At 74.4% G+C, this 19,080-nt stretch carries 15 protein-coding genes; 3 read left to right on the forward strand and 12 right to left on the reverse strand.

The genetic code is table 11. The annotated features are described in order from the left end of the window. Window positions 1-4: 4 nt before the first annotated feature. The 7 genes from mraY to mraZ all read right to left on the reverse strand — a co-directional run bounded on the left by mraY (window position 5) and on the right by mraZ (window position 9,802). A complete protein-coding gene (gene mraY, locus ABZ801_RS06370) occupies window positions 5-1,066 on the reverse strand; it encodes a phospho-N-acetylmuramoyl-pentapeptide-transferase (protein ID WP_360693612.1) in 1,062 nt (353 codons plus the stop codon). After that, window positions 1,063-2,460 carry a UDP-N-acetylmuramoyl-tripeptide--D-alanyl-D-alanine ligase gene (gene murF / locus ABZ801_RS06375; protein WP_360693615.1) on the reverse strand — a complete coding sequence of 466 codons (1,398 nt, stop codon included), beginning with the start codon at window positions 2,458-2,460 and terminating at the stop codon, window positions 1,063-1,065. The genes mraY and murF overlap by 4 nt, the downstream gene beginning before the upstream one ends. Continuing rightward, window positions 2,457-4,028: a UDP-N-acetylmuramoyl-L-alanyl-D-glutamate--2,6-diaminopimelate ligase gene (locus ABZ801_RS06380; RefSeq protein ID WP_344958497.1), complete on the reverse strand. Its 1,572-nt coding sequence runs from the start codon at window positions 4,026-4,028 to the stop codon at window positions 2,457-2,459. Before ABZ801_RS06380 ends, murF begins: the two co-directional genes overlap by 4 nt. Before the next feature lie 105 nt (window positions 4,029-4,133). After that, window positions 4,134-6,158 (reverse strand): penicillin-binding protein 2, encoded by a 2,025-nt coding sequence (locus ABZ801_RS06385; protein ID WP_360693618.1) that lies wholly within the window; start codon window positions 6,156-6,158, stop codon window positions 4,134-4,136. Window positions 6,159-6,411: 253 nt separating this feature from the next. Beyond that, the gene (locus tag ABZ801_RS06390; RefSeq protein ID WP_360693621.1) at window positions 6,412-7,353 is read right to left on the reverse strand and encodes a hypothetical protein; all 942 of its coding nucleotides are present in this window, start codon (window positions 7,351-7,353) and stop codon (window positions 6,412-6,414) included. After that, window positions 7,350-8,405, reverse strand: coding sequence for a 16S rRNA (cytosine(1402)-N(4))-methyltransferase RsmH (gene rsmH / locus ABZ801_RS06395; protein WP_360693624.1), 1,056 nt, complete (start codon window positions 8,403-8,405; stop codon window positions 7,350-7,352). The genes ABZ801_RS06390 and rsmH overlap by 4 nt, the downstream gene beginning before the upstream one ends. A gap of 965 nt (window positions 8,406-9,370) precedes the next feature. Then, window positions 9,371-9,802: a division/cell wall cluster transcriptional repressor MraZ gene (mraZ, locus tag ABZ801_RS06400; RefSeq protein ID WP_360693627.1), complete on the reverse strand. Its 432-nt coding sequence runs from the start codon at window positions 9,800-9,802 to the stop codon at window positions 9,371-9,373. A gap of 594 nt (window positions 9,803-10,396) precedes the next feature. Here mraZ and ABZ801_RS06405 point away from each other — a divergent pair. Genes ABZ801_RS06405 through ABZ801_RS06415 form a run of 3 tightly spaced genes read left to right on the forward strand, consistent with a single transcriptional unit; the run spans window position 10,397 to window position 15,122 of the window. After that, window positions 10,397-11,440, forward strand: a complete 1,044-nt coding sequence (locus tag ABZ801_RS06405; protein WP_344955544.1) for a MoxR family ATPase — start codon at window positions 10,397-10,399, stop codon at window positions 11,438-11,440. Next, a complete protein-coding gene (locus ABZ801_RS06410) occupies window positions 11,437-12,717 on the forward strand; it encodes a DUF58 domain-containing protein (protein ID WP_360693630.1) in 1,281 nt (426 codons plus the stop codon). The genes ABZ801_RS06405 and ABZ801_RS06410 overlap by 4 nt, the downstream gene beginning before the upstream one ends. Beyond that, entirely contained in the window at window positions 12,714-15,122 is a 2,409-nt protein-coding gene (locus tag ABZ801_RS06415; protein ID WP_360693633.1) for a DUF3488 and transglutaminase-like domain-containing protein, read from the forward strand. The genes ABZ801_RS06410 and ABZ801_RS06415 overlap by 4 nt, the downstream gene beginning before the upstream one ends. A gap of 224 nt (window positions 15,123-15,346) precedes the next feature. Here ABZ801_RS06415 and ABZ801_RS06420 read toward each other — a convergent pair whose 3' ends face one another. From ABZ801_RS06420 to efp, 5 genes are all read right to left on the reverse strand, one after another. Further along, on the reverse strand, window positions 15,347-15,742 hold the full coding sequence (locus ABZ801_RS06420) for a DUF3040 domain-containing protein (protein WP_360693636.1): 396 nt from the start codon (window positions 15,740-15,742) through the stop codon (window positions 15,347-15,349). A gap of 140 nt (window positions 15,743-15,882) precedes the next feature. Continuing rightward, window positions 15,883-17,145 carry a DNA polymerase IV gene (locus ABZ801_RS06425; RefSeq protein ID WP_344955536.1) on the reverse strand — a complete coding sequence of 421 codons (1,263 nt, stop codon included), beginning with the start codon at window positions 17,143-17,145 and terminating at the stop codon, window positions 15,883-15,885. A gap of 8 nt (window positions 17,146-17,153) precedes the next feature. Further along, on the reverse strand, window positions 17,154-17,912 hold the full coding sequence (locus ABZ801_RS06430; protein WP_360693639.1) for a methyltransferase domain-containing protein: 759 nt from the start codon (window positions 17,910-17,912) through the stop codon (window positions 17,154-17,156). A gap of 22 nt (window positions 17,913-17,934) precedes the next feature. Further along, a complete protein-coding gene (gene nusB, locus ABZ801_RS06435; protein ID WP_344955532.1) occupies window positions 17,935-18,351 on the reverse strand; it encodes a transcription antitermination factor NusB in 417 nt (138 codons plus the stop codon). A gap of 118 nt (window positions 18,352-18,469) precedes the next feature. Beyond that, window positions 18,470-19,027 (reverse strand): elongation factor P, encoded by a 558-nt coding sequence (gene efp, locus ABZ801_RS06440; RefSeq protein ID WP_344955530.1) that lies wholly within the window; start codon window positions 19,025-19,027, stop codon window positions 18,470-18,472. Between the last annotated feature and the right edge of the window lie 53 nt (window positions 19,028-19,080).

A 19,080-nucleotide genomic window follows, 5' to 3' on the forward strand; every position in this document is an offset into this window, starting at 1 on the left:
CCGCTCACCCCTTGGGCATCCATTCCAGGTAGAACAGGCCGAGACCGATCGCGGTGAACAGCGCCGACATCAGCCAGAACCGGACGACGATGGTGGTCTCGGCCCAGCCGGACAGCTCGAAGTGGTGCTGCAGCGGGGCCATCTTGAACACCCGTTTCTTGGTCATCTTGAACCAGCTGACCTGGATCATCACCGACAGGGTGATCATCACGATCAGGCCGCACAGGATGGCCAGCAGGAACTGGGTGCGGGTGAGGATGGCCAGGCCCACCAGGACGCCGCCCAGGGCCAGCGACCCGGTGTCGCCCATGAAGATCTTCGCGGGCGGGGCGTTCCACCACAGGAACCCGAACACGCCGCCGAGCACCGCGGCGGCGACCACCGCCAGGTCCAGCGGGTCGCGCACGCTGTAGCAGTTGGGCGCCAGCGCGAAGTCGTAGCAGCTGTTGCGCAGCTGCCAGTTGCCGATGATGACATAGGCGCCCAGCACCATCGCGGCGGGACCGGCGGCCAGGCCGTCCAGCCCGTCGGTCAGGTTCACGCCGTTGGACGTCGCGGCGATCAGCAGCAGCGCCCACACCACGAACAGGTAGGGACCGATGTACGGCCCGAAGTCGCGCAGGAACGACAGCTGCGGGTAGGCGGGGGTCACGTCGTAGCCGTTGGGGAAGTTCAGCGAGCCGACCGCGAACACCACACCGACGATCACGATGCCGATCATCTTGGCGCCGCTGCGCAGGCCCAGGCTGCGCTGCTTGAACACCTTGATGAAGTCGTCGACGAAGCCGACCAGGCCGAGCCCGGCCATCAGGAACAGCACCAGCGCGCCGGAGATCGTCGGCGCGGTCCCGGTGAACAGGTGGGCCGCGCCGTACCCGACCAGGGAGCCGACGATGAACACCGCGCCGCCCATGGTGGGCGTGCCGCGCTTGGTCAGGTGCGCCTCGGGGCCCTCGTCGCGGATCATCTGGCCGTAGCCGAGCCGCCGGACGATCCGGATCCACACCGGGGTGCCGAGCATGCCGAACACCAGGGCCACCCCGGCGGCGATGATGATATTGGTCACGCCCGGTCACCCTCCGGCCCACCGGAGAGCAGAGCCTCGGCGGCCCGCTCCAGCCCCGCGACGCGAGAGCCCTTCACCAGCACGACGTCCCGCGGCCGCAGCCGCTCGCGGAGCGCGGTCACGGCCGCGCCGACGTCATCCACCTGTACGCACTCTCCCGTCCATGACCCCACTCGCTCGGCCCCCTCGGCCATCGCCGCCGCGTTCCCGCCGACCACGACGAGCCCGGCGAACCCCCGTTCGGCGACGTGCTGTCCGATCTTGGCATGTTCCGCGGCGGAAGAAGGGCCGAGCTCGGCCATTTCCCCCAGTACCGCCCACGCCCGGCGCCCCCGGGCCATGTGCGCGGCGGCGTCGATCGCGGCCCGCATCGACTCGGGGTTGGCGTTGTAGGCGTCGTTGACGACGGTCACGCCGTCGGGCCGCTCGGTCACCTCCATGCGCCAGCGGCTGGCCGGGGCGGCGTCCGACAGCGCCGCGGCGACCTCGGCGACGCCCATGCCGGCCTCCCGGGCCACGGCGGCCGCCGCCAGCGCGTTCAGCACGGCGTGGGCGCCGTGCAGGCGCAGCTCCACCGGCGCCGACCCCTCCGGGGTGACCAGGGTGAACCGCGGGCGCCCGGTGTCGTCCAGGCGCTCGTCGGCGGCCCGCACGTCGGCGCCGGCGGACCGGCCGAACGTCACGACGCGGGCGCGGGTGCGGGCGGCCATGGCGCGCACCAGCGGGTCGTCGGCGTTCAGCACCGCCGCGCCGTCCGCGGGCACCGCCTCCACCAGCTCGCCCTTCGCCTCGGCGATCTTCTCGCGGCTGCCGAACTCGCCGACGTGCGCGGTGCCGACGTTCAGCACCACGCCGACGCGCGGCCGGGCGATGCCGGTGAGGTAGGCGATGTGGCCGGCGCCGCGGGCGCCCATCTCCAGCACCAGGTGGCGGGTGGACTCCTCGGCGCGCAGCACGGTCAGCGGCAGGCCGATCTCGTTGTTGAACGAGCCCGGCGGCCACACCGTCGGCCCGGCGCGCCCGACGACCTGGGCGATCAGGTCCTTGGTGGAGGTCTTGCCGGCCGACCCGGTGACCGCGATGACGGTGGTGCCGGGCAGCCGCGCCAGCACCCCGGCCGCCAGCCGCCCCAGCGCGGCCCGCACGTCGTCGACGACGACGGCGGGCCCGCCGACCGGGCGCTCGGCGAGCACCCCGGCGGCCCCCGCGGCCAGCGCGGCGGCGGCGAAGTCGTGGCCGTCGACGCGTTCGCCGCGCAGCGCGGCGAACAGCGCGCCGGGCTCCACGGCCCGTGAGTCGATGACGACGGGGCCGCGGACCACGGCGTCCGCGCCGTCCCCGTGGGCGACGCCGCCGGTCAGCTCCGCGATCGTCGTCAGCGGAAGTGGGATCACGCCTGCGTCCTGTCTCCTCGTGCGTTCTCGACGTTGGACGCGCCCGCGGCGGCCTGCGTTCGGCGCAGCGCCGCGCGCAGGACCTCCCGGTCGTCGAACGGCAGCACCTCGCCGGCGACGTACTGGCCCAGCTCGTGGCCCTTGCCGGCCACCACCAGGACGTCGCCGCGGCGGGCGCGGGCGACGGCGAGCTCGATCGCGGCTGCGCGGTCGGGCTCCACCACCACATGGGCGCGCTGCCCCTGCGGCACCTTCAGCCCGCCCTCGACCATAGCGGCGAGGATGGCCAGGGGGTCCTCGGACCGGGGGTTGTCGTTGGTGAAGTACGCCATGTCGGCCAGCCGCGCGGCGGCCTCGCCCATCAGCGGGCGCTTGCCGCGGTCGCGGTCGCCGCCGCAGCCCAGCACCACGGCCAGCCGTCCCTCGGTGAGCGGGCGCAGCGCGGTCAGCACCGCCTCGACCGCGCCCGGCTTGTGCGAGTAGTCGACCAGGGCGACGAAGTCCTGGCCCTCGTCGACGCGTTCCAGGCGGCCGGGCACGCCGGTCAGCGACGCCACGCCGTGCACCGCGGCGGGCAGCGTCAGCCCCGCCTCCACCAGCGCCACGATCGCGGCCAGCGCGTTGGCGACGTTGAACGGCCCGGGGAGCTGGACGGCGGCGTCGGCCTCGATGCCGCCGGGGCCGACCACGCGGAAGACGCTGCCGTCGGCGCCGACCCGCACGTCCTCGGCCCGCCAGTCGGCCGCCGGGTCGCCGGTCGCCGAGTAGGTGGTCAGCGGGATGGTCGCGACCTCCACCAGCTCGCGGCCCCACTCGTCGTCGAGGTTGACCACGCCGACCCGCGCGTACTCGGGGGTGAACAGCCTGGCCTTGGCGGCGAAGTAGTCCCGCATGGTCGGGTGGTAGTCCAGGTGGTCCTGGGACAGGTTGGTGAAGATCGCCACCTCGTAGTGGGCGCCGCCGACCCGGCCCTGGTCGAGCGCGTGGCTGGAGACCTCCATGGCCGCCGCGCCCACCCCGCGCTCGCGCATCGCGGCGAACAGCGCGTGCAGGTCGGTGGACTCGGGGGTGGTCAGCGCGGCGGGCACCCGCTCGTCGCCGATCCGCACCTCCACGGTGCCGATCACGGCGGTGTCCACCCCGGCCGCGCGCAGCCCCGCCTCCAGCAGGTACACGGTGGTGGTCTTGCCGCTGGTGCCGGTGACGCCGATGAGGGCCAGGTCGCGGGCCGGCTCCCCGTACACCCAGGCGGCGGCCTGGCCGAGCCGGGCCCGCACGTCGTCGACCACGAGCACGGGCAGGCCGGCGGCGGCGGCCCGGTCGCGTCCGGCGGGGTCGGTGAGGATCGCCGCCGCGCCCGCGGCGGCGGCCTGCCGGGCGAAGTCGGCGCCGTGCGCGCGGGCGCCGGGCAGCGCCGCGTACAGGTCGCCCGGCAGCACCCGCCGGGAGTCGTGGGTGATGCCGGTCACCGACACTCCCGCCGGGTCCCGGCCGTCCCCGGCGTCCGCGACCCCCAGCAGCGCCGCCAGCCCGGACAGCGGCCGGGCCGGAGTGGTCGTCGGGCGCATGGCGTGTCTTTCGGTACGGGACGTTCGGGCGGACGTCTGGACGGACGTTCGGGCGGACGAGGGTGCCGATGCTGAACTCACGGCGAGAGAGGGTACTCGCTGCGGTCAGTCCCGGGCGTAGATCTTGACGGTCGGCGGTTTGCTTCCCGTCGGCGGAATCTTCCGGGTCTGCAGCGCGAAGCTCATCACGTCCCTGAACACCGGCGCGGCCGCATCGCCACCATAGTGGCTTCCCCGCCGCGGGTCCTGCAGGACCACCTGAACGACCAACTGAGGGTCGTCGGCGGGCGCGAATCCGGCAAAGGAGGCGGTGTAGCCGCCGCCCCGGTAACATCCGCAGGCGGGGTTGACGATCTCCGCGGTGCCGGTCTTGCCCGCCACCCGGTAGCCCTTGATGCGCGCCTTGGGAGCGGTGCCCTCCTTGGACGTGACGCCCTCCAGCATGTCGCGCAGCTTGCGGGCGGTGTCGGCGCTGATCACCTGGCGGCGTTCGGGCGCCGCCGCCGGGGTGAACGAGCCGTCGCCGCCGGTGCTGCCCAGGATCAGGTTGGGGGCGACCCGGACGCCGCCGTTGGCGATGGTGGCGTAGACGCTGGCCATCTGCAGCGCGTTCACCGACACCGTCTGCCCGAACGAGATCGGGTAGCGGTCGGTGCCCGACCACTTGCTCGGCGGGCTGAGCTGCCCGGGGGTCTCGCCCGGCAGCCCGATGTCGGTCTTCTCCCCGAACCCGAAGGCGCGCAGGAACTGGTAGAGCGTCTGCTGGGAGATCCGCTCACTGGCCAGGATGGTGCCGACGTTGCTGGAGGTGGCCAGCACGCCGGCGAACGTCAGCCGCTGTGTGGGGTGGTGGTGCGAGTCGTGGAACGTCCGGTCGTACCTGGTGATGCTGTAGGGCACGGTGAACGGCGTGTCCGGCGTGACGCCGCCCTTCTCCATGACGGCGGCCGCGGTGATCACCTTGTTGGTGCTGCCGGGCTCGTAGGCCTCCCGGACGATGGGGCTGTTCCAGTGCTTCTGCGACGAGCGGCCGTACTCGTTGGGGTCGTAGCCGGGCGCCGACGCCAGCGCCAGCAGCTGCCCGGTGCGCACGTCCATGACGATGACGCTGCCGTTGCGGGCGCCGGTCTCCCGCACCCGCTCCTCGATCGCCTCCTGCGCCTTGAACTGCAGGTCGCGCAGCAGCGTCAGGCGCAGCCCGCGGCCGGGCACCGAGGGCCGCTTCTGGGCCTCGCCCATGGGGATGTGCTGGCCCTCGGGGCTGATCTCCACCTTCTGCCACCCGGGCCGGCCGGCCAGCTGCTTGTTCATGGAGTACTCCAGCCCGGCGCCGCCCTCGCCCTCGGCGTTGACGAACCCGATGACGCCCGCGGCCAAGTCGTCGTTGGGGTACTCGCGCCGGTACTCCGGCTTCGTGCCGATGCCGGGCAGCTTCTCGGCGAGGACCAGCCGGGCCCGGTCGGGCCGCACCCCGTGCGCCAGGTACTCGAACCGGCTGCCCGGCTTGCTGATCACCTTCATGACGTCCGCCGGGTCCAGGCCCAGCATCGGCGCCAGCGTGGACACCACCTTCTGCCGGTCCTTGGGCTCGATCATGAGGGGGTCGGCGAAGACGGCGCGCGCCTCGACGGTCATGGCCAGCGCGTTGCCCTGGGCGTCGGTGATGTCGCCGCGCACCGCCGGCAGGTCGATGTCCTGGAGCCGCTGCCGCTTGGCCCGTTCGGTGTAGGCGGCCGACTCGATCGTCTGCAGCTGCACCAGCCGCCCGGCGAACAGCGACAGCACGAACGCCACCACCAGCAGCCCCGCGTTCAGCCGCTTGATCGGGTCGCGGCGGTGGAACGGGATGCGCGGCCGGGGCCGTTTCGGCGGACGCGGCGGACCCGGCGGCCTGCCGCCCTTCCTGGGCCGTCCCGCGCCGTCGGCCTTGGGCGCGCCCTTGGCGGCCCCCTTTGCGGTGCCCTTGGGCGCGCTTTTGGAGGACGGACGCGTCGTCCTGGTCGCCGTCCTGGCCGCGGGCTTGGCCGGCTTGGCGGTCTTTCCGCCCGGCTCCCTGTCCTTGTTCCTGTCGCGGGGAGGGGTGCGCTTGGGGACGGCGTCGCCCGGCTCGCCCTTGCGGGGCGGCGGCACGGCGGCTCCGCGCGCGGGGCGCCGGGGCGTGCCCGCCGATCCGCCCGCACCCGGTGCCTTCGGCGCGCCGCCCGCCGGGCGCCCGGACGCGCGCGCCCCGCCCGGGCCGCTCTTCTCGCTCCTGTCCTCCGGGCGCGCCCCCGACCCGCGGGAACCGCGTCCCTGCGGGCCGCCCCGGCGGCCGGGCGGCGGCCCCGCCGTACCGCGTCCCGGCCGAGCCGTCACCGCGTCACTCCCTCGGTGTGCCCCGTGCTCACGGCGCCCCGGTGGGCTCGCCGGGCCGCTGCGCGGACGGCTGCCGCGCCTGCCCGTTCTGCGTCTGGCCGGTGCCGCCCTGGTCGTCGGCGGCGCCCGTGCCGGGGGCGGTCGGCACGCCCTCGCCCGGCACCACGGCGCCGGGGATGCCGACCACGCCCGCGGCGCCCGCGGTGGCGGCCGCGGCGTGCGGCACCGGACGCACCGGCCCGCCGATCACCCGGCCGGTGGGCTCGTCGAGGTAGGCGACCTGCGTGGGCCGCACCATGCCGAGCGCCTCGGCCCGCTGCGCCAGGATCGCGGGCGACTCCTCGCGCGCGATGTCCTCCTGCAGCGCCTGCTTCTGCTGGGCGAGCATCTTGTTGTTCTTCTGCAGCCGGGTCAGGGTGAACGCGTCCTCGGCCAGCACCGTGTTCAGCAGCAGCAGGCTCACCAGCGCCCCGCCCAGCAGCCCGACGATCAGCAGCACGAACGGCGTGCGCGGCGGCGCCGTGCTCCGCCGGGCGGCGGGACGCGGCGCGGCGGACTCGGCGTGCTCGGCGGCGGGCGCCGCGGCCGCCGCCCGCGACGCCCCCGCGGGCTTGGCTGGCTTGGCGGTCTTGGCTGGCTTGGCGGCCCTGGACGGCTGTGCCGGCTTGGCGCCGGTCTTGGGCGCCTTGGGCGCCTTGGCGGCGCGGGACGGGGCGGCCGGGCGAGGACGCGCCTTGCCCGCCGCAGGCCCCGCGGACGCGCCGGACGGCCGGCCCTGCCTGCGGGCCCGGCCGGACGTGGCGGGCTCGGTGGTCGCGTCGTCGGCGGGCTTCTTCGACGTTCTCCCCTTTCGCGCGGCCGGCGTGCCGTTCCCGGCGGCCGGCGTGCCGGCGTCGCGGTCGGCGGCGCGGCCCCGGCGCCCCCTGCCCGGCGGTTTGGCGGCCCCCGGCGGGCGCGTGGTCGTGGTCATCTCGCCTCCCTGCGGCTGCCCGGGGGATCCCCCGCCCCCGGTGATTCACGCACCCGCTCGGCGGCGCGCAGCCGGACCGAGGCGGCACGCGGGTTGGTCGTGGTCTCCTCGTCGGACGGCAGTTCGGCCCCGCGCGTCAGCAGCCGGAACCGCGGCCGGTGCTCGGGCAGCGGGACGGGCAGGCCGGGCGGGGTGGTGTCGGCCGACTGCTCGGCCAGGATCCGCTTGGTGATGCGGTCCTCCAGCGAGTGGTAGCTGAGCACGACGACGCGGCCGCCGACGCGCAGCGCGTCCAGCGCGGCCGGCAGCGCCCGCCGCCAGGTGTCCAGCTCGCCGTTCACCTCGATGCGCAGGGCCTGGAAGGTGCGCTTGGCCGGGTTGCCCCCGGTACGCCGTGTCGCCGCCGGGATCGCCGAGCGCACCAGGTCGGCCAGGTGCTTGGTGGACTCCAGCGGGGCGCGCTGACGCTCGCGCACGATCGCGGCCGCGATGCGCTGGGCGAACCGCTCCTCCCCGTACTCGCGCAGGATGCGGGCCAGTTCGGCGGGCGGGTAGCCGTTGACGACCTCGGCCGCGGTCAGGCTCTGGGTGCGGTCCATCCGCATGTCCAGGGGGGCGTCGTAGGAATAGGCGAAGCCGCGTTCGGCCTCGTCGAGCTGCGGGGAGGACACCCCCAGGTCGAACAGCACCGCGTCGACCGCGGGCACGCCCAGCCGGCGCAGCACCTCGGGCACGGCGTCGTAGACGGCGTGCTCCAGGGCGATGACGCGGTCGCCGAAGGGGGCCAGCCGCCGCGCGGAGCGCTCCAGCGCGGTGGTGTCGCGGTCGATCCCGATCAGGTGCAGCCCGGGATGGGCGCGCAGCATGGCCTCGGCGTGACCGCCCAGGCCCAGGGTCGCGTCGACGTAGACGGGCGCGCCGACCGGTTCCCCACCGGCGCCGCCCTCGGCGGCCGGGCCGGTGACCTGGACGGCGGGCCCGAGCAGTTCCAGCACGCGATCGAGCATGACCGGTACGTGACCGGCCATGGTCGCGTTGTCGCCCGCGTCCATGCTCACCCCCTTGCGCCACCTCGCTCGCGGACTACGTGGCTTTCGTCGGTCGAACCTCTCCCGGCTCCCCCGCCCAGGAGTTCCGGCGATCGTCTCCCCAAGGAAAACCCCGGCAAACCGGCCATAGGCCAGAAGGCGGGAACTCGCCCCCGAAAGGGGCCCTGCCGTCCCCGCGACCTGCCCAAAAGCCGCTGGACAAGGACCGCACCCCGTACTTCCGAAGGGCTGCTCCCTCCGGAACATCCGGCCCCTGACCAAAGCCCGATGACCAGGCCCCGCACCCCTGACGGTCGCGCGGCCCCCGCCGAGCCAGGCCGAAGGCCGACGAGCGCGAAATTCCAGGCCCACCAAGCAGTCGCCCCCTGCGGAACACCGGCGGACCCGGAGCCCGGCCGAAAGGCCGGCGAACAGGTCCCGCACCCCTGCGGTCGCGCGGACCCCGCGAGCCTGGCCGAAGACCGGCCAGCGCGAATTCCGCGCCCCGAGAGTTCCAAGCAGTCGTCCCCTTGCGAAACACCGCGGGCCCCGCGAAACCGGCCGATAGGCCGGTGAGCAGACCCCGCGCCCCAGCGGTGCGCGGTCCCGCGAGCCGGGCCGAAGGCCTGGCGAGCGCGGACCGCGCCTCGGGGGGTTCCGAAGGGTCGCCCCCCCGGGAGACACTGCGGGCCCCCGCGAAACTGGCCGAAGGCCAGTGAGTAGGGGTGCCCGCCCCGGCCTCGCCCGGCCAGGTCCCCATCCGCTGCCCTGGAGGAAGAACCGCGGTGTCGCGGGGGGTCGCCCTCTGGCACCGGGGAAGCTGCGCCAGATGGCACCGGAGAGCGGCTGGAGACCTGGCCGAACGCGGGCCGACCGCCGTTTCGGGGTTCCAGGGGTGGTCCCTGGAGAACACTGCGGACCCCGGCTGAACCGGCTGGGAGCCGGTGCGCACGGACCCGTGCCCGGTCGGCGGACCGACGTGTGGAACGTCACAGGATCCCGGGCAACACCTCCTCCGAGATCTCGGCGAACGCCTGCTCCTCCTTCTCGAGGTAGCTCTCCCACGCGCGCGTGTCCCAGATCTCCAGGCGCGTGTTGGCCCCGATCACGGTGCAGTCGCGTGTGAGCCCCGCGTAAGCGCGCAGCGGCGGCGGGATGGTGATGCGTCCCTGCTTGTCGGGGACCTCGTCGGAAGCGCTGGCGAAGAAGACCCGGCTGTAGGCCCGCACGGACCTCTCGGTGACCGGTGCCGCACGCAGAGCCTCGGTGATGCGCTGGAACTCCGCCATGGGGAAGACGTAGAGGCAGCGTTCCTGGCCCTTCGTGATCACCAATCCCCCCGACAGCTCCTCGCGGTACTTCGCCGGCAGGAACAGTCGTCCCTTGTCGTCGAGGCGCGGCGTGTGGGTGCCGAGGAACATCGGGCCCCCACCTCCCCGCGCCGTGCGGGGCGCTGACACCCCCCACGGCGCCCCACTCTACTCCACTCTTCCCCACCGTCAACTAGTTGAACACGCTTCTCGAGCCAGAATCGCGAGCAAATGCGCAGGTCACAGGGGTGGAGCGGAGTGGGGGGCGGCGCGGGGCGCCGCCGCGCCGGGCGGCGGGGCGGAGCGACCCGACGGGCCGGCGCGGCATTGGGAGGGCTCCGGGGCGGCGCCGGGAAGGCACCGTCGCGGGCGTCTTTATGTCGTCTTGTCAAGTGCCCGGCGATGCTGTGTGGGGAGAAGTGGAGGGGGCGGCTCGTGTCGATGTGACTCCGTAGCGTGACGCCGCCGCCGCGCGTGCGCAACCTCACGCGGCGGCCGCGATGGGAGCGGGCAACCCGTTCCACACGAACATCGCGACGCGAGGCCCGAGGACGTACTGTCAGGGGTTGGGCAAGTCAATAGAACGTCGCACCGGCCGCGCACAGCCTGGCGTCCGTACCACTCGGCGGAGCCCGGGCGGACACCGCGAGGCCGGACGGCTGAGGAGGGTTGTTGGTGGCAGTAGGCACTCACGGCGAGTCGTATATGCAAGCCCCTACCGGCTCCGGAGAACCGGCCTCAGCCGACCGCCCGAGCCCTTCCCGGTCGTCCTCGCCTTCCGACGGTGACGGGAGCGGACCGGGCCTGGACGGGCTCGCGCAGGTCGCCAACAAGATCCGCGACGCCGTCGAGTCGGTCATCGAGGGCAAGCCCGGCGTGGTGCGGCTGGCGCTGACCGTGCTGCTGGCCGAGGGGCACCTGCTGATCGAGGACGTGCCCGGCGTCGGCAAGACGATGCTGGCCAAGGCGCTGGCCCGGTCGGTGGACTGCTCGGTGCGCCGGGTGCAGTTCACCCCCGACCTGCTGCCCAGCGACATCACCGGGGTGAGCGCCTACAACCAGGAGCTGCGCGAGTTCGAGTTCAAGCCGGGCCCGGTGTTCGCCAACATCGTGGTCGGCGACGAGATCAACCGGGCGTCCCCCAAGACCCAGTCGGCCCTGCTGGAGTGCATGGAGGAACGCCAGGTCACGGTGGACGGCGTCACCTACCCCCTGGACCGCCCGTTCATGGTGATCTCCACGCAGAACCCGGTGGAGATGGAGGGCACCTACCCGCTGCCCGAGGCGCAGCGCGACCGGTTCACCGCCCGCATCTCGATGGGCTACCCCGACCCGGCCGCCGAGCTGGACATGCTGGACGCGCACGGGCAGTCGTCCCCGCTGGACCGGCTCACCCCCGTCGCCGACGCCGCCGACGTGCGCGCCCTGATCGATGTCGTCCGGCGCCAGCACGTGTCGCCGGGCGTGCGGCAGTACGCGATCGACCTGGTGACCGCCACCCGCAACCATCCCGACCTGCGGCTGGGCGCCTCGCCGCGCGCCACCCTGCACCTGGTGCGGGCGGCCCGCGCGTACGCGGCGCTGGACGACCGCGACTACGTGCTGCCCGACGACATCCAGGACCTGGCGGTGCCCGTGCTGGCGCACCGGCTGCTGCCCACCGCCGAGGCGCAGGTGGAGCGGCGCCGTCCCGAGCACGTGGTGACCGAGCTGGTGAACCGGCTGCCGGTGCCGTCCTCCGGGAAGTGACGTTGAGACGTGCGCTGTCCGGCCTGACCACCCGGGGGCGGTCCTTCGTGGCCGCCGGGGCCACCGCGATCGTGTGCGCGTTCGTGCTCGGCGAGCGCGACCTGCTGCGGGCCGGCATGCTCGTCCTGGTGCTGCCGCTGCTGTCCACGCTGGCGGTGTCGCGCACCCGCTACCGGCTGGCGTGCGCCCGGCGGCTGGAGCCCGCGCGGCTGCCGGTGGGCCACGAGGCCCGCGTCGACCTGCGGCTGGAGAACGTGTCGCGGCTGCCGAGCGGCCTGCTGATGGTGGAGGACCAGGTTCCGCACACCCTCGGCGGCCGGGCCCGGTTCGTGCTCGACCGGCTGGAGTCGAACGGCTCGCGGGAGCTCGGCTACCGCGTCCGGTCCGACCGGCGCGGCCGGTACCGGGTCGGGCCGCTGGTGGTGCGGCTGGCCGACCCGTTCGGCATGGTGGAGATGGTGCGCTCGTTCAGCATGGCGGACACCCTGACGGTCACGCCGCTGATCGTGCCGCTGCCGCCGGGACGGCCGGCCGGGGCGTGGGCGGGCGGCGGCGACAGCCTGGCGCACGCCGTGGCCACCGCCGGCGAGGACGACGTGACCCCCCGCGAGTACCGGCACGGCGACGACCTGCGCCGGGTGCACTGGCGGTCCACCGCGCGGCGCGGTGAGCTGATGGTGCGGCGCGAGGAGCAGCAGCTGCAGAGCAGCGGAACCCTGTTCCTGGACACCCGCCGCGCCGCCCACGTGGGGGACGGCCCGCTGTCGTCGTTCGAGCAGGCCGTGTCGGTGGTCGCGTCGGTCGGCGTGCATCTGGGGCAGGCCGGGATGGGCCTGCGGCTGGTCACCGACGCCGGTGAGCGGCTGCCCAGGACGCCCGATGCCCAGGGCGCGGCGGAAGGACTGCTGCTGGACGTGCTGGCGACGGTCCGGCACTCCTCCGAGCGGTCGCTGACCCGCGGCATGGCCGCGCTGCGCGGGCCGAACGGCGAGGGCGACGGGCTGGTCGTCGCGGCGTTCGGGGCGCTGACGGCCGAGGAGGCGCGGACGGTGGCGGCGGCGCGGCGCGGCACCGGCACGTTCGTCGCCGTCCTGGTCGACGGCGACGAGGACGTCGACACGGGCACCGATCCGGCGGCGACGGCGCGGCTGCTGGGCTCGGCGGGCTGGCGGGTGGTGCGCCTGCGGACCGCCGCGGAACTGGCCGGCGCGTGGTCGGCGGCCGCCGAGGCCTCCGAGGACCCGGCGCGGACATTTCGCATGACGGACGGCGCATGAGACTTCGCATGACGATCATGGCGGCGCTGGCCGCCCTGGCGGGTTCGGTGGCCCTGTACCCGCTGTTCTCCGGCCGCGGCTGGTTCTGGTCCGGGCTGGGCGCGGTCGCGGTGGTCGCCGCGGCCGGGCTGCTGACGCGGCACTTCCGCTGGCCCGCGGTGTTCGGCGCGGTCGGCGGGCTGGCCGCGCTGCACCTGTACCTGACCGCGCGGTTCACCGCGTCCGAGGCGTTCCTCGGCGTGGTGCCGACCCCCGAGTCGTTGCGGCGGCTCGGCGACCTGATGCGGGAGGGGTGGGACGCGGCCAACCAGTACGCCGCGCCCGTGCCGCCGGTGCCGGGCATCATGCTGCTGGCCGTCGCCGGGATCGGCCTGGTCGCGGTGCTGGTGGACCTGCTGGCGGTGCGGCTGCGCCGTGCCGCGCCCGCCGGGCTGCCGCTGCTGGCGATGTACAGCGTGCCCGCCGCCGTGCGGGAGGACAGCGTCAGCTGGGTCGCGTTCGGCGTCGGCGCGCTGGGCTACCTGGCGCTGCTGGCCGCCGACAACCACGAGCAGGTCGGCGGGTGGGGCCACGTGGTGTTCAGGTCCCCGAACGCCCCGGCGCGTCCCGACACCGGCGCGATGGCGGCCGCGGGGCGCCGCATCGGCGTGGCCGCCGTGGCCGTGGCCGTGCTGGTCCCGGCGGTGACGCCCGGCATCCACTCGCGCGGGATGTTCGGCATGGGCAGCGGCGGCGGGCGCGGCGGCACGCAGACCGTCACCACCCCCGACCCGCTGGTCAGCCTCAAGCGGGAGCTGACCCGCCCGGACGACCTGCTGGTGCTGCGTTACCGCAGCGACGACTCCGACCGCCCCGACTACCTGCGGCTGTACTCGCTGGACCGGTTCGACGGCGACCGCTGGACCTACTCCTCGCTGCAGAGCACGGCCCGGGACCGGCTGTCGGACCGCCGCCTGCCCGAACCGCCCGGCCTGAGCGCGGTGCCCACCCGGCAGGTCACCACGCGGATCACGGTGCGGCGGCAGGTGCGGAACCTGTCGTTCCTGCCGGCCCCGTACGCGCCGTCCCGCGTGTCGATCGAGGGCGACTGGCGGGTGCACGTCCCGTCGCTGATGATCTACTCGCTGCGCGACTCGGCGGGGGGCCGCTCCTACACCGTCACCAGCACCCGGGCCCGGCCGACGGCGTCCCAGCTGAGGGTCGCCGGGCGCACCCCGACCGATCTCTACAACCGCTACACGTTCGTTCCGGACCGCATCCCGCGCGAGGTGCGCCGGCTGGCGCACGAGGTCACCGCCGGGGCGGCCACCGCCTACGACCAGGCGGTGATGCTGCAGCGCTGGTTCACCCAGAACGGCGGGTTCCAGTACGACCTGACGGCCCAGCCCCCGCAGCGCGGCAGCGACCTGGTCGACTTCCTGATCAACAACAAGAGGGGGTACTGCGAGCAGTTCGCCGCCTCGATGGCCCTGCTGGCGCGGGTCCTGGGCATCCCCGCCCGGGTCGCGATGGGCTACACCCCCGGCACGCAGGTCACCCCGGGGGTGTGGGAGGTCCGCACCCGCGACGCGCACGCCTGGCCCGAGCTGTACTTCGAGGGCGCGGGCTGGGTGCGGTTCGAGCCCACGCCCAGCGGCGCCGCAGGGCAGGGCACCGCGGCCACCCCGGACTACTCCGAGCCCACCGTCTCCAGCAACGCCGGAAGCACGCAGGAGCAGGACACCAGCGCCCCGGAGACCAGCCCGGAGACCTCGGACTCGGCGTCGCCGTCGGCGACCGCGCGGCGTCAGGACGACCTCGGCGCGGACGCCGGCACCGACGGCGGGCAGTCCGGCGGCGGTGGCGCGCCCATCGGCTGGATCGTCGGGGTGCTGCTGGCGCTGCTGCTCCTGGCCGCCCCCATGGCGGCCCGGCACGTGACCCGCCGCGTGCGGTGGGCGAGCGTGGCGCCGCGCTCCGGCGGCGCCGGCGGCGCCTCGCCCGACCCGGGGGAGGCCGCGCACACCGCGTGGCGCGAGATGCGCGCCGACGCCCTGGACCACGGTCTGGAGTGGCGTCCCAGCGACACGCCCCGTGCGGCCGCCCGGCGCCTGGGCGAGCTGCTGGAGCTGGACGCTCCCGCGACGCAGGCGCTGGGACGCATCGCGCACGCCGAGGAGCTGGCCCGCTACGCCCCGTCCCGTCCCCAGACGCCGCCCGAGACGCTGCGGGCGGACGTCCGTACCGTCCGGGAGGCGATCGCGGCGTCCGTGGGGCGCCGTGCCCGCCTGCGCGCCCGCCTGCTGCCGGCGTCCACCATGGGTTCCGTCAGGTCCGTGAGCCGTGCGGCCGGGGGCCGCCTGGCCGACGCGGTGTCCCGGGCGGAGGCCCTGACCCGGCGCCTGCTCCCCCGCCGCCCCCGCTGACGCTTTCCGGCGGGCGTCCCGCCGGAAACAGCAACGCCCCACCCGCGAGGGTGGGGCGTTTGTGTGCGCGTGTGCGGACGGTGGGTCCGCGGACAGCGCGGAGACGTTGAGGCGTCGGGGGCGCGGAAGGGCCGCCAAGGCCGCGCGGGGGCGCGGCGGAGGGCCGCGTGAAGATCAGGATGCGGCCGGGGGAAGGTACGGGGGCCGGGGGCGGCCCCCGGGGGTCACTCGCCTTCGGTGCGGCGGCGCCAGCGCTCCTCCATGCGCTCCATGAAGGTCGCCTTGGGCTTGGCCTGGCGCCTGGGCTGCTGCTGTTGCTGTGCCTCGGTGCCGATGCCCGTCATGCGCTTCCAGCTGGACAGGGCCCAGACGCAGCAGACGACCATCAGCAGGAAGCCGGTCACGCTGATCGCGATGGTGACCGAGCCCTTGTTGATCACGAGCCCCGCCATCAGCGCGCAGACGCCCACCACGAAACCGAGGGCGGCCTTGACGATGCGGCGCTTGTAATGAACCTGCGGGTTGGTCGAGCGGACCGCGTGAGCGAACTTCGGATCCTCGGCGTACAACGCCTGCTCGATTTGGTCGAGCATGCGCTGCTCGTGCTCAGAGAGCGGCACGGCGCCTCCCAACGACAGCCCCGCGACGGGGTATCCGATGCAGGACGGGAACCTCAACGGTGATATGCCCAGAATACGAGGCGCGCCGGGCGGACGAAAGCGAACGGCCGACCGCGTGGCGGATGCCGGTCATCTCGATGTCACCTCGTGTCCCCCTCGTCTCGCCCTCCGGTGGCATCGGCGCGCCGCACCAGGGCCGCCGGGCGTACGGCGCCGCTGCCGAAACGCCTGCTCACCTGGTCCACCGCGCGTTCGGCCTCGCGCCAGCCGGTCTCCGGTTCGTCCAGGGTCGGCTGGCGGACGGCCTGGTCGGCCGGGACCAGATTCTCCACCCGGACCCCCACCAGACGCAGGCGTACCCGGTCGAGTCCGGACGCCTCGTACAACTCGCACGCTGTGACATAGATCATACGGGCGACGTCGGTGGGTTCACGGAGCGTGCGCGACCGGGTGAGCGTGGTGAAGTCGGACCGGCGCAACTTGACGCTGACCGTGCGGCCCACGTGCCCGGCGGCGCGCAGCCGGGCGCCGACCTTCTCCGACAGCCGCAGCAGCTCCCGCCGGATCGTCTCGGGGTCGTCGACGTCGGTGTCGAAGGTCTCCTCGGCCCCGATGCTCTTGTCGGGGCTGCGCGGCACGACGGGCCGGGGGTCGCGGCCCCAGGCCAGCTCGTGCAGATGGGCGCCGAGGGCGTTGCCCAGCTCGCGCTGGAGCGTGGCCGGCGGCACCTGGGCGAGCTGCCCCACGGTGCGCAGGCCGAGGCGGAGCAGGGCCTCCTCGGTGCGGTCGCCGACGCCCCACAGGGCGGCCACGGGCAGCGGGTGCAGGAACTCCTGGACGCCGTCGGCGGGCACGACCAGCATTCCGTCCGGTTTGCACTGCGTGGAGGCCAGCTTGGCGACGAACTTGGTACTGGCCACGCCGACCGAGCAGGTCAGGCCCTGCTGTTCGGCGACCTGCGCGCGGATCATCTGGGCGATCTCGGCGGGGCGGCCGAGGCGGCGGCGGGCCCCGGCGACGTCCAGGAACGCCTCGTCCAGGGCCAGCGGCTCGACCAGCGGGGTCACCGACCGGAAGATCTCCATGACGGCGGCCGACACCCGGGCGTAGCGGTCGTGCCGGGGCGGCAGCACCACCGCGCGCGGGCACAGCCGCCGGGCCCGGCTCATCGGCATGGCCGAGTGCACGCCGTACGCTCGGGCCTCGTAGGACGCCGAGGACACCACCCCGCGCGTGCCGGTGCCGCCCACGATCACGGGACGGCCGCGCAACTCGGGCCGTTCCAGCAGCTCCACGCCGACGAAGAAGGCGTCCATGTCGACGTGCAGGATGGCGCAGCCGGTGTCGTCGGCGGGCGGGCCGGGTGGCGGGCCGGGCCGGTGCAGCTGCTGCTTACGGCTCACGGCCGCCCTCAGGCGTCCTTGTGGGCCAGCAGGTGCAGCTGCGTGGCCAGCTCCCGCAGCACCGGGTGGACGGCCGCGACCTGCTCCAGGGCGATCAGCGCGGCGGCCGCGTCCTGTTCGCCGTCGAGCATCGCGTCCGGCACCAGGTCGGCGAAGATCCGCACGCCGTGCAGCTCGCCGACCCGCAGCCCGGCCTTGTCCACCAGGTCCGACAGCGTCTGCCGGGTGAAGCGGCGGGGGGTGCGGTCGCGCTCGCCCCACCGGCCGTCCGGGTCGGTCAGGGCGCGCCGGGCGTCGTCGAAGTGCCCGTGCACGGCCCGGTGCAGCGCCGCGCCGATCTGCCCGGCGACCAGCACGCTGACCGAGCCGCCGGGGCGCACGGCGGCGGTCAGCGCCGCCATGGCCGCCTCGGGGTCGTCGACGTACTCCAGCACGTTGTGGCACAGCACCAGGTCGGCGGTGCCGGTGCCGAGCAGGTCGGGCAGGTCGACCGCGTCGCCCTGCACCGCCCGCACGGTGACGCCGGACTCGGCGGCGCGCCGCTCCAGCGCGGCCAGCGCGTCGGGGCTGGAGTCGACGACGGTGACCCGGTGGCCCAGCTCGGCCATCGGCACCGCGAACCCGCCGGTGCCGCCGCCGACGTCCACCACGTCGCTCGGCCCGGACTCGGGTGCGATGCGGTCGAGGACGGCGCGCAGCGCGTCCCACAGCACGGCGGTGCGCGGCCCGCTCCCCCGCGCGCGTTTCGGCTGCCGCCCGTCCATCATGGTTCCACCCTAGTGGCCGGGCCTACAGCGCGAGCGACGGCTTGAGCCGCTGCAGCCGCGACAGCAGCCCGTTGACGAAGCGCGGGGACTCCTCGGTGGACAGCTCGGTGGCCAGCGCGACCGCCTCGCTGACCGCCACGCCGTCGGGCACGTCGTCCACCCACAGCAGCTCGAACGCGCCCATCCGCAGGATGTTGCGGTCGACGGCGGGCATGCGGTCCAGCGTCCAGCCGGTCGCGTAGGTGGACAGCAGCTCGTCGATGCGCTCGCGGTGCTCCTGCACGCCCTCGATCAGCCGGACCGCGTGCCCGTACTCGGCCAGCTCGTCCTGGTTGGGCCGCCCGCGCGCGCCCAGCACGTCGGTCGGCCGCTCCTCGCGCAGCTCGGCGGCGAACAGGATGTCCAGCGCCAGCTTGCGCGCCTTCGTCCTAGCGCTCATTGCCTCGCTCCGCTCGGCGGCTCGCAGCCGTCTTCACACGACGGCTTCCCTCGTCGCTCCGGTCGCAAGCTCCCTGCGCTCCTCAGTCCAGCCGTCGTGCGTCTGCTCGCGGCCGCCATCAGCCGCGGCCGAGGTACTCGCCCGAGCGGGTGTCGACCTTGACCTTCTCGCCGGTGGTGATGAACAGCGGGACCTGGATCTGCGCGCCGGTCTCCAGCGTCGCGGGCTTGGTGCCGCCGGTGGAGCGGTCGCCCTGCAGGCCCGGCTCGGTCTCGGTGATCTCCAGCACCACGGCCGCGGGCAGCTCGACGTACAGCGGGTCCTCGCCGTGGAAGGCGATGGTGGCCATCTGCTCGGGGAGCAGGTAGTCGGCGGCCTGGCCGACGACCGCCGCGGGGATGTGCGGCTGGTCGTAGGTCTGGGTGTCCATGAAGACGAAGTCCTCGCCCTCGCGGTAGAGGTACTGCATCTCCCGCTTGTCGACGCTGGCCACCTCGACCTTGGTGCCGGCGTTGAAGGTCTTGTCGACCACCTTGCCCGACAGCACGTGCTTGATCTTGGTGCGCACGAACGCGCCGCCCTTGCCGGGCTTGACGTGCTGGAACTCCAGGACCGTCCACAGCTCGCCGTCCAGCCTCAGCGTCATGCCGTTCTTGAGGTCGTTCGTCGTCGCCACAGCGTCCTCTCCTGCCCCCTGACGGGGCCGTCCCCGCCTCGGTTCGTGGTCGT

It is taken from the genome of Actinomadura sp. NPDC047616 (assembly GCF_040642915.1).
Lineage (GTDB): Bacteria > Actinomycetota > Actinomycetes > Streptosporangiales > Streptosporangiaceae > Spirillospora > Spirillospora miaoliensis.

Excerpts from the sequence above, each read along its gene's own strand:
- rsmH (WP_360693624.1), bottom strand. The coding sequence starts at position 8,405 with ATGGACGCGGGCGACAACGCGACCATGGCCGGTCACGTACCGGTCATG.
- ABZ801_RS06430 (WP_360693639.1), bottom strand. The coding sequence starts at position 17,912 with ATGATGGACGGGCGGCAGCCGAAACGCGCGCGGGGGAGCGGGCCGCGC.
- ABZ801_RS06380 (WP_344958497.1), bottom strand. The coding sequence starts at position 4,028 with ATGCGCCCGACGACCACTCCGGCCCGGCCGCTGTCCGGGCTGGCGGCG.
- nusB (WP_344955532.1), bottom strand. The coding sequence starts at position 18,351 with ATGAGCGCTAGGACGAAGGCGCGCAAGCTGGCGCTGGACATCCTGTTC.
- ABZ801_RS06415 (WP_360693633.1), top strand. The coding sequence starts at position 12,714 with ATGAGACTTCGCATGACGATCATGGCGGCGCTGGCCGCCCTGGCGGGT.
- ABZ801_RS06405 (WP_344955544.1), top strand. The coding sequence starts at position 10,397 with ATGCAAGCCCCTACCGGCTCCGGAGAACCGGCCTCAGCCGACCGCCCG.
- mraZ (WP_360693627.1), bottom strand. The coding sequence starts at position 9,802 with ATGTTCCTCGGCACCCACACGCCGCGCCTCGACGACAAGGGACGACTG.
- ABZ801_RS06390 (WP_360693621.1), bottom strand. The coding sequence starts at position 7,353 with ATGACCACGACCACGCGCCCGCCGGGGGCCGCCAAACCGCCGGGCAGG.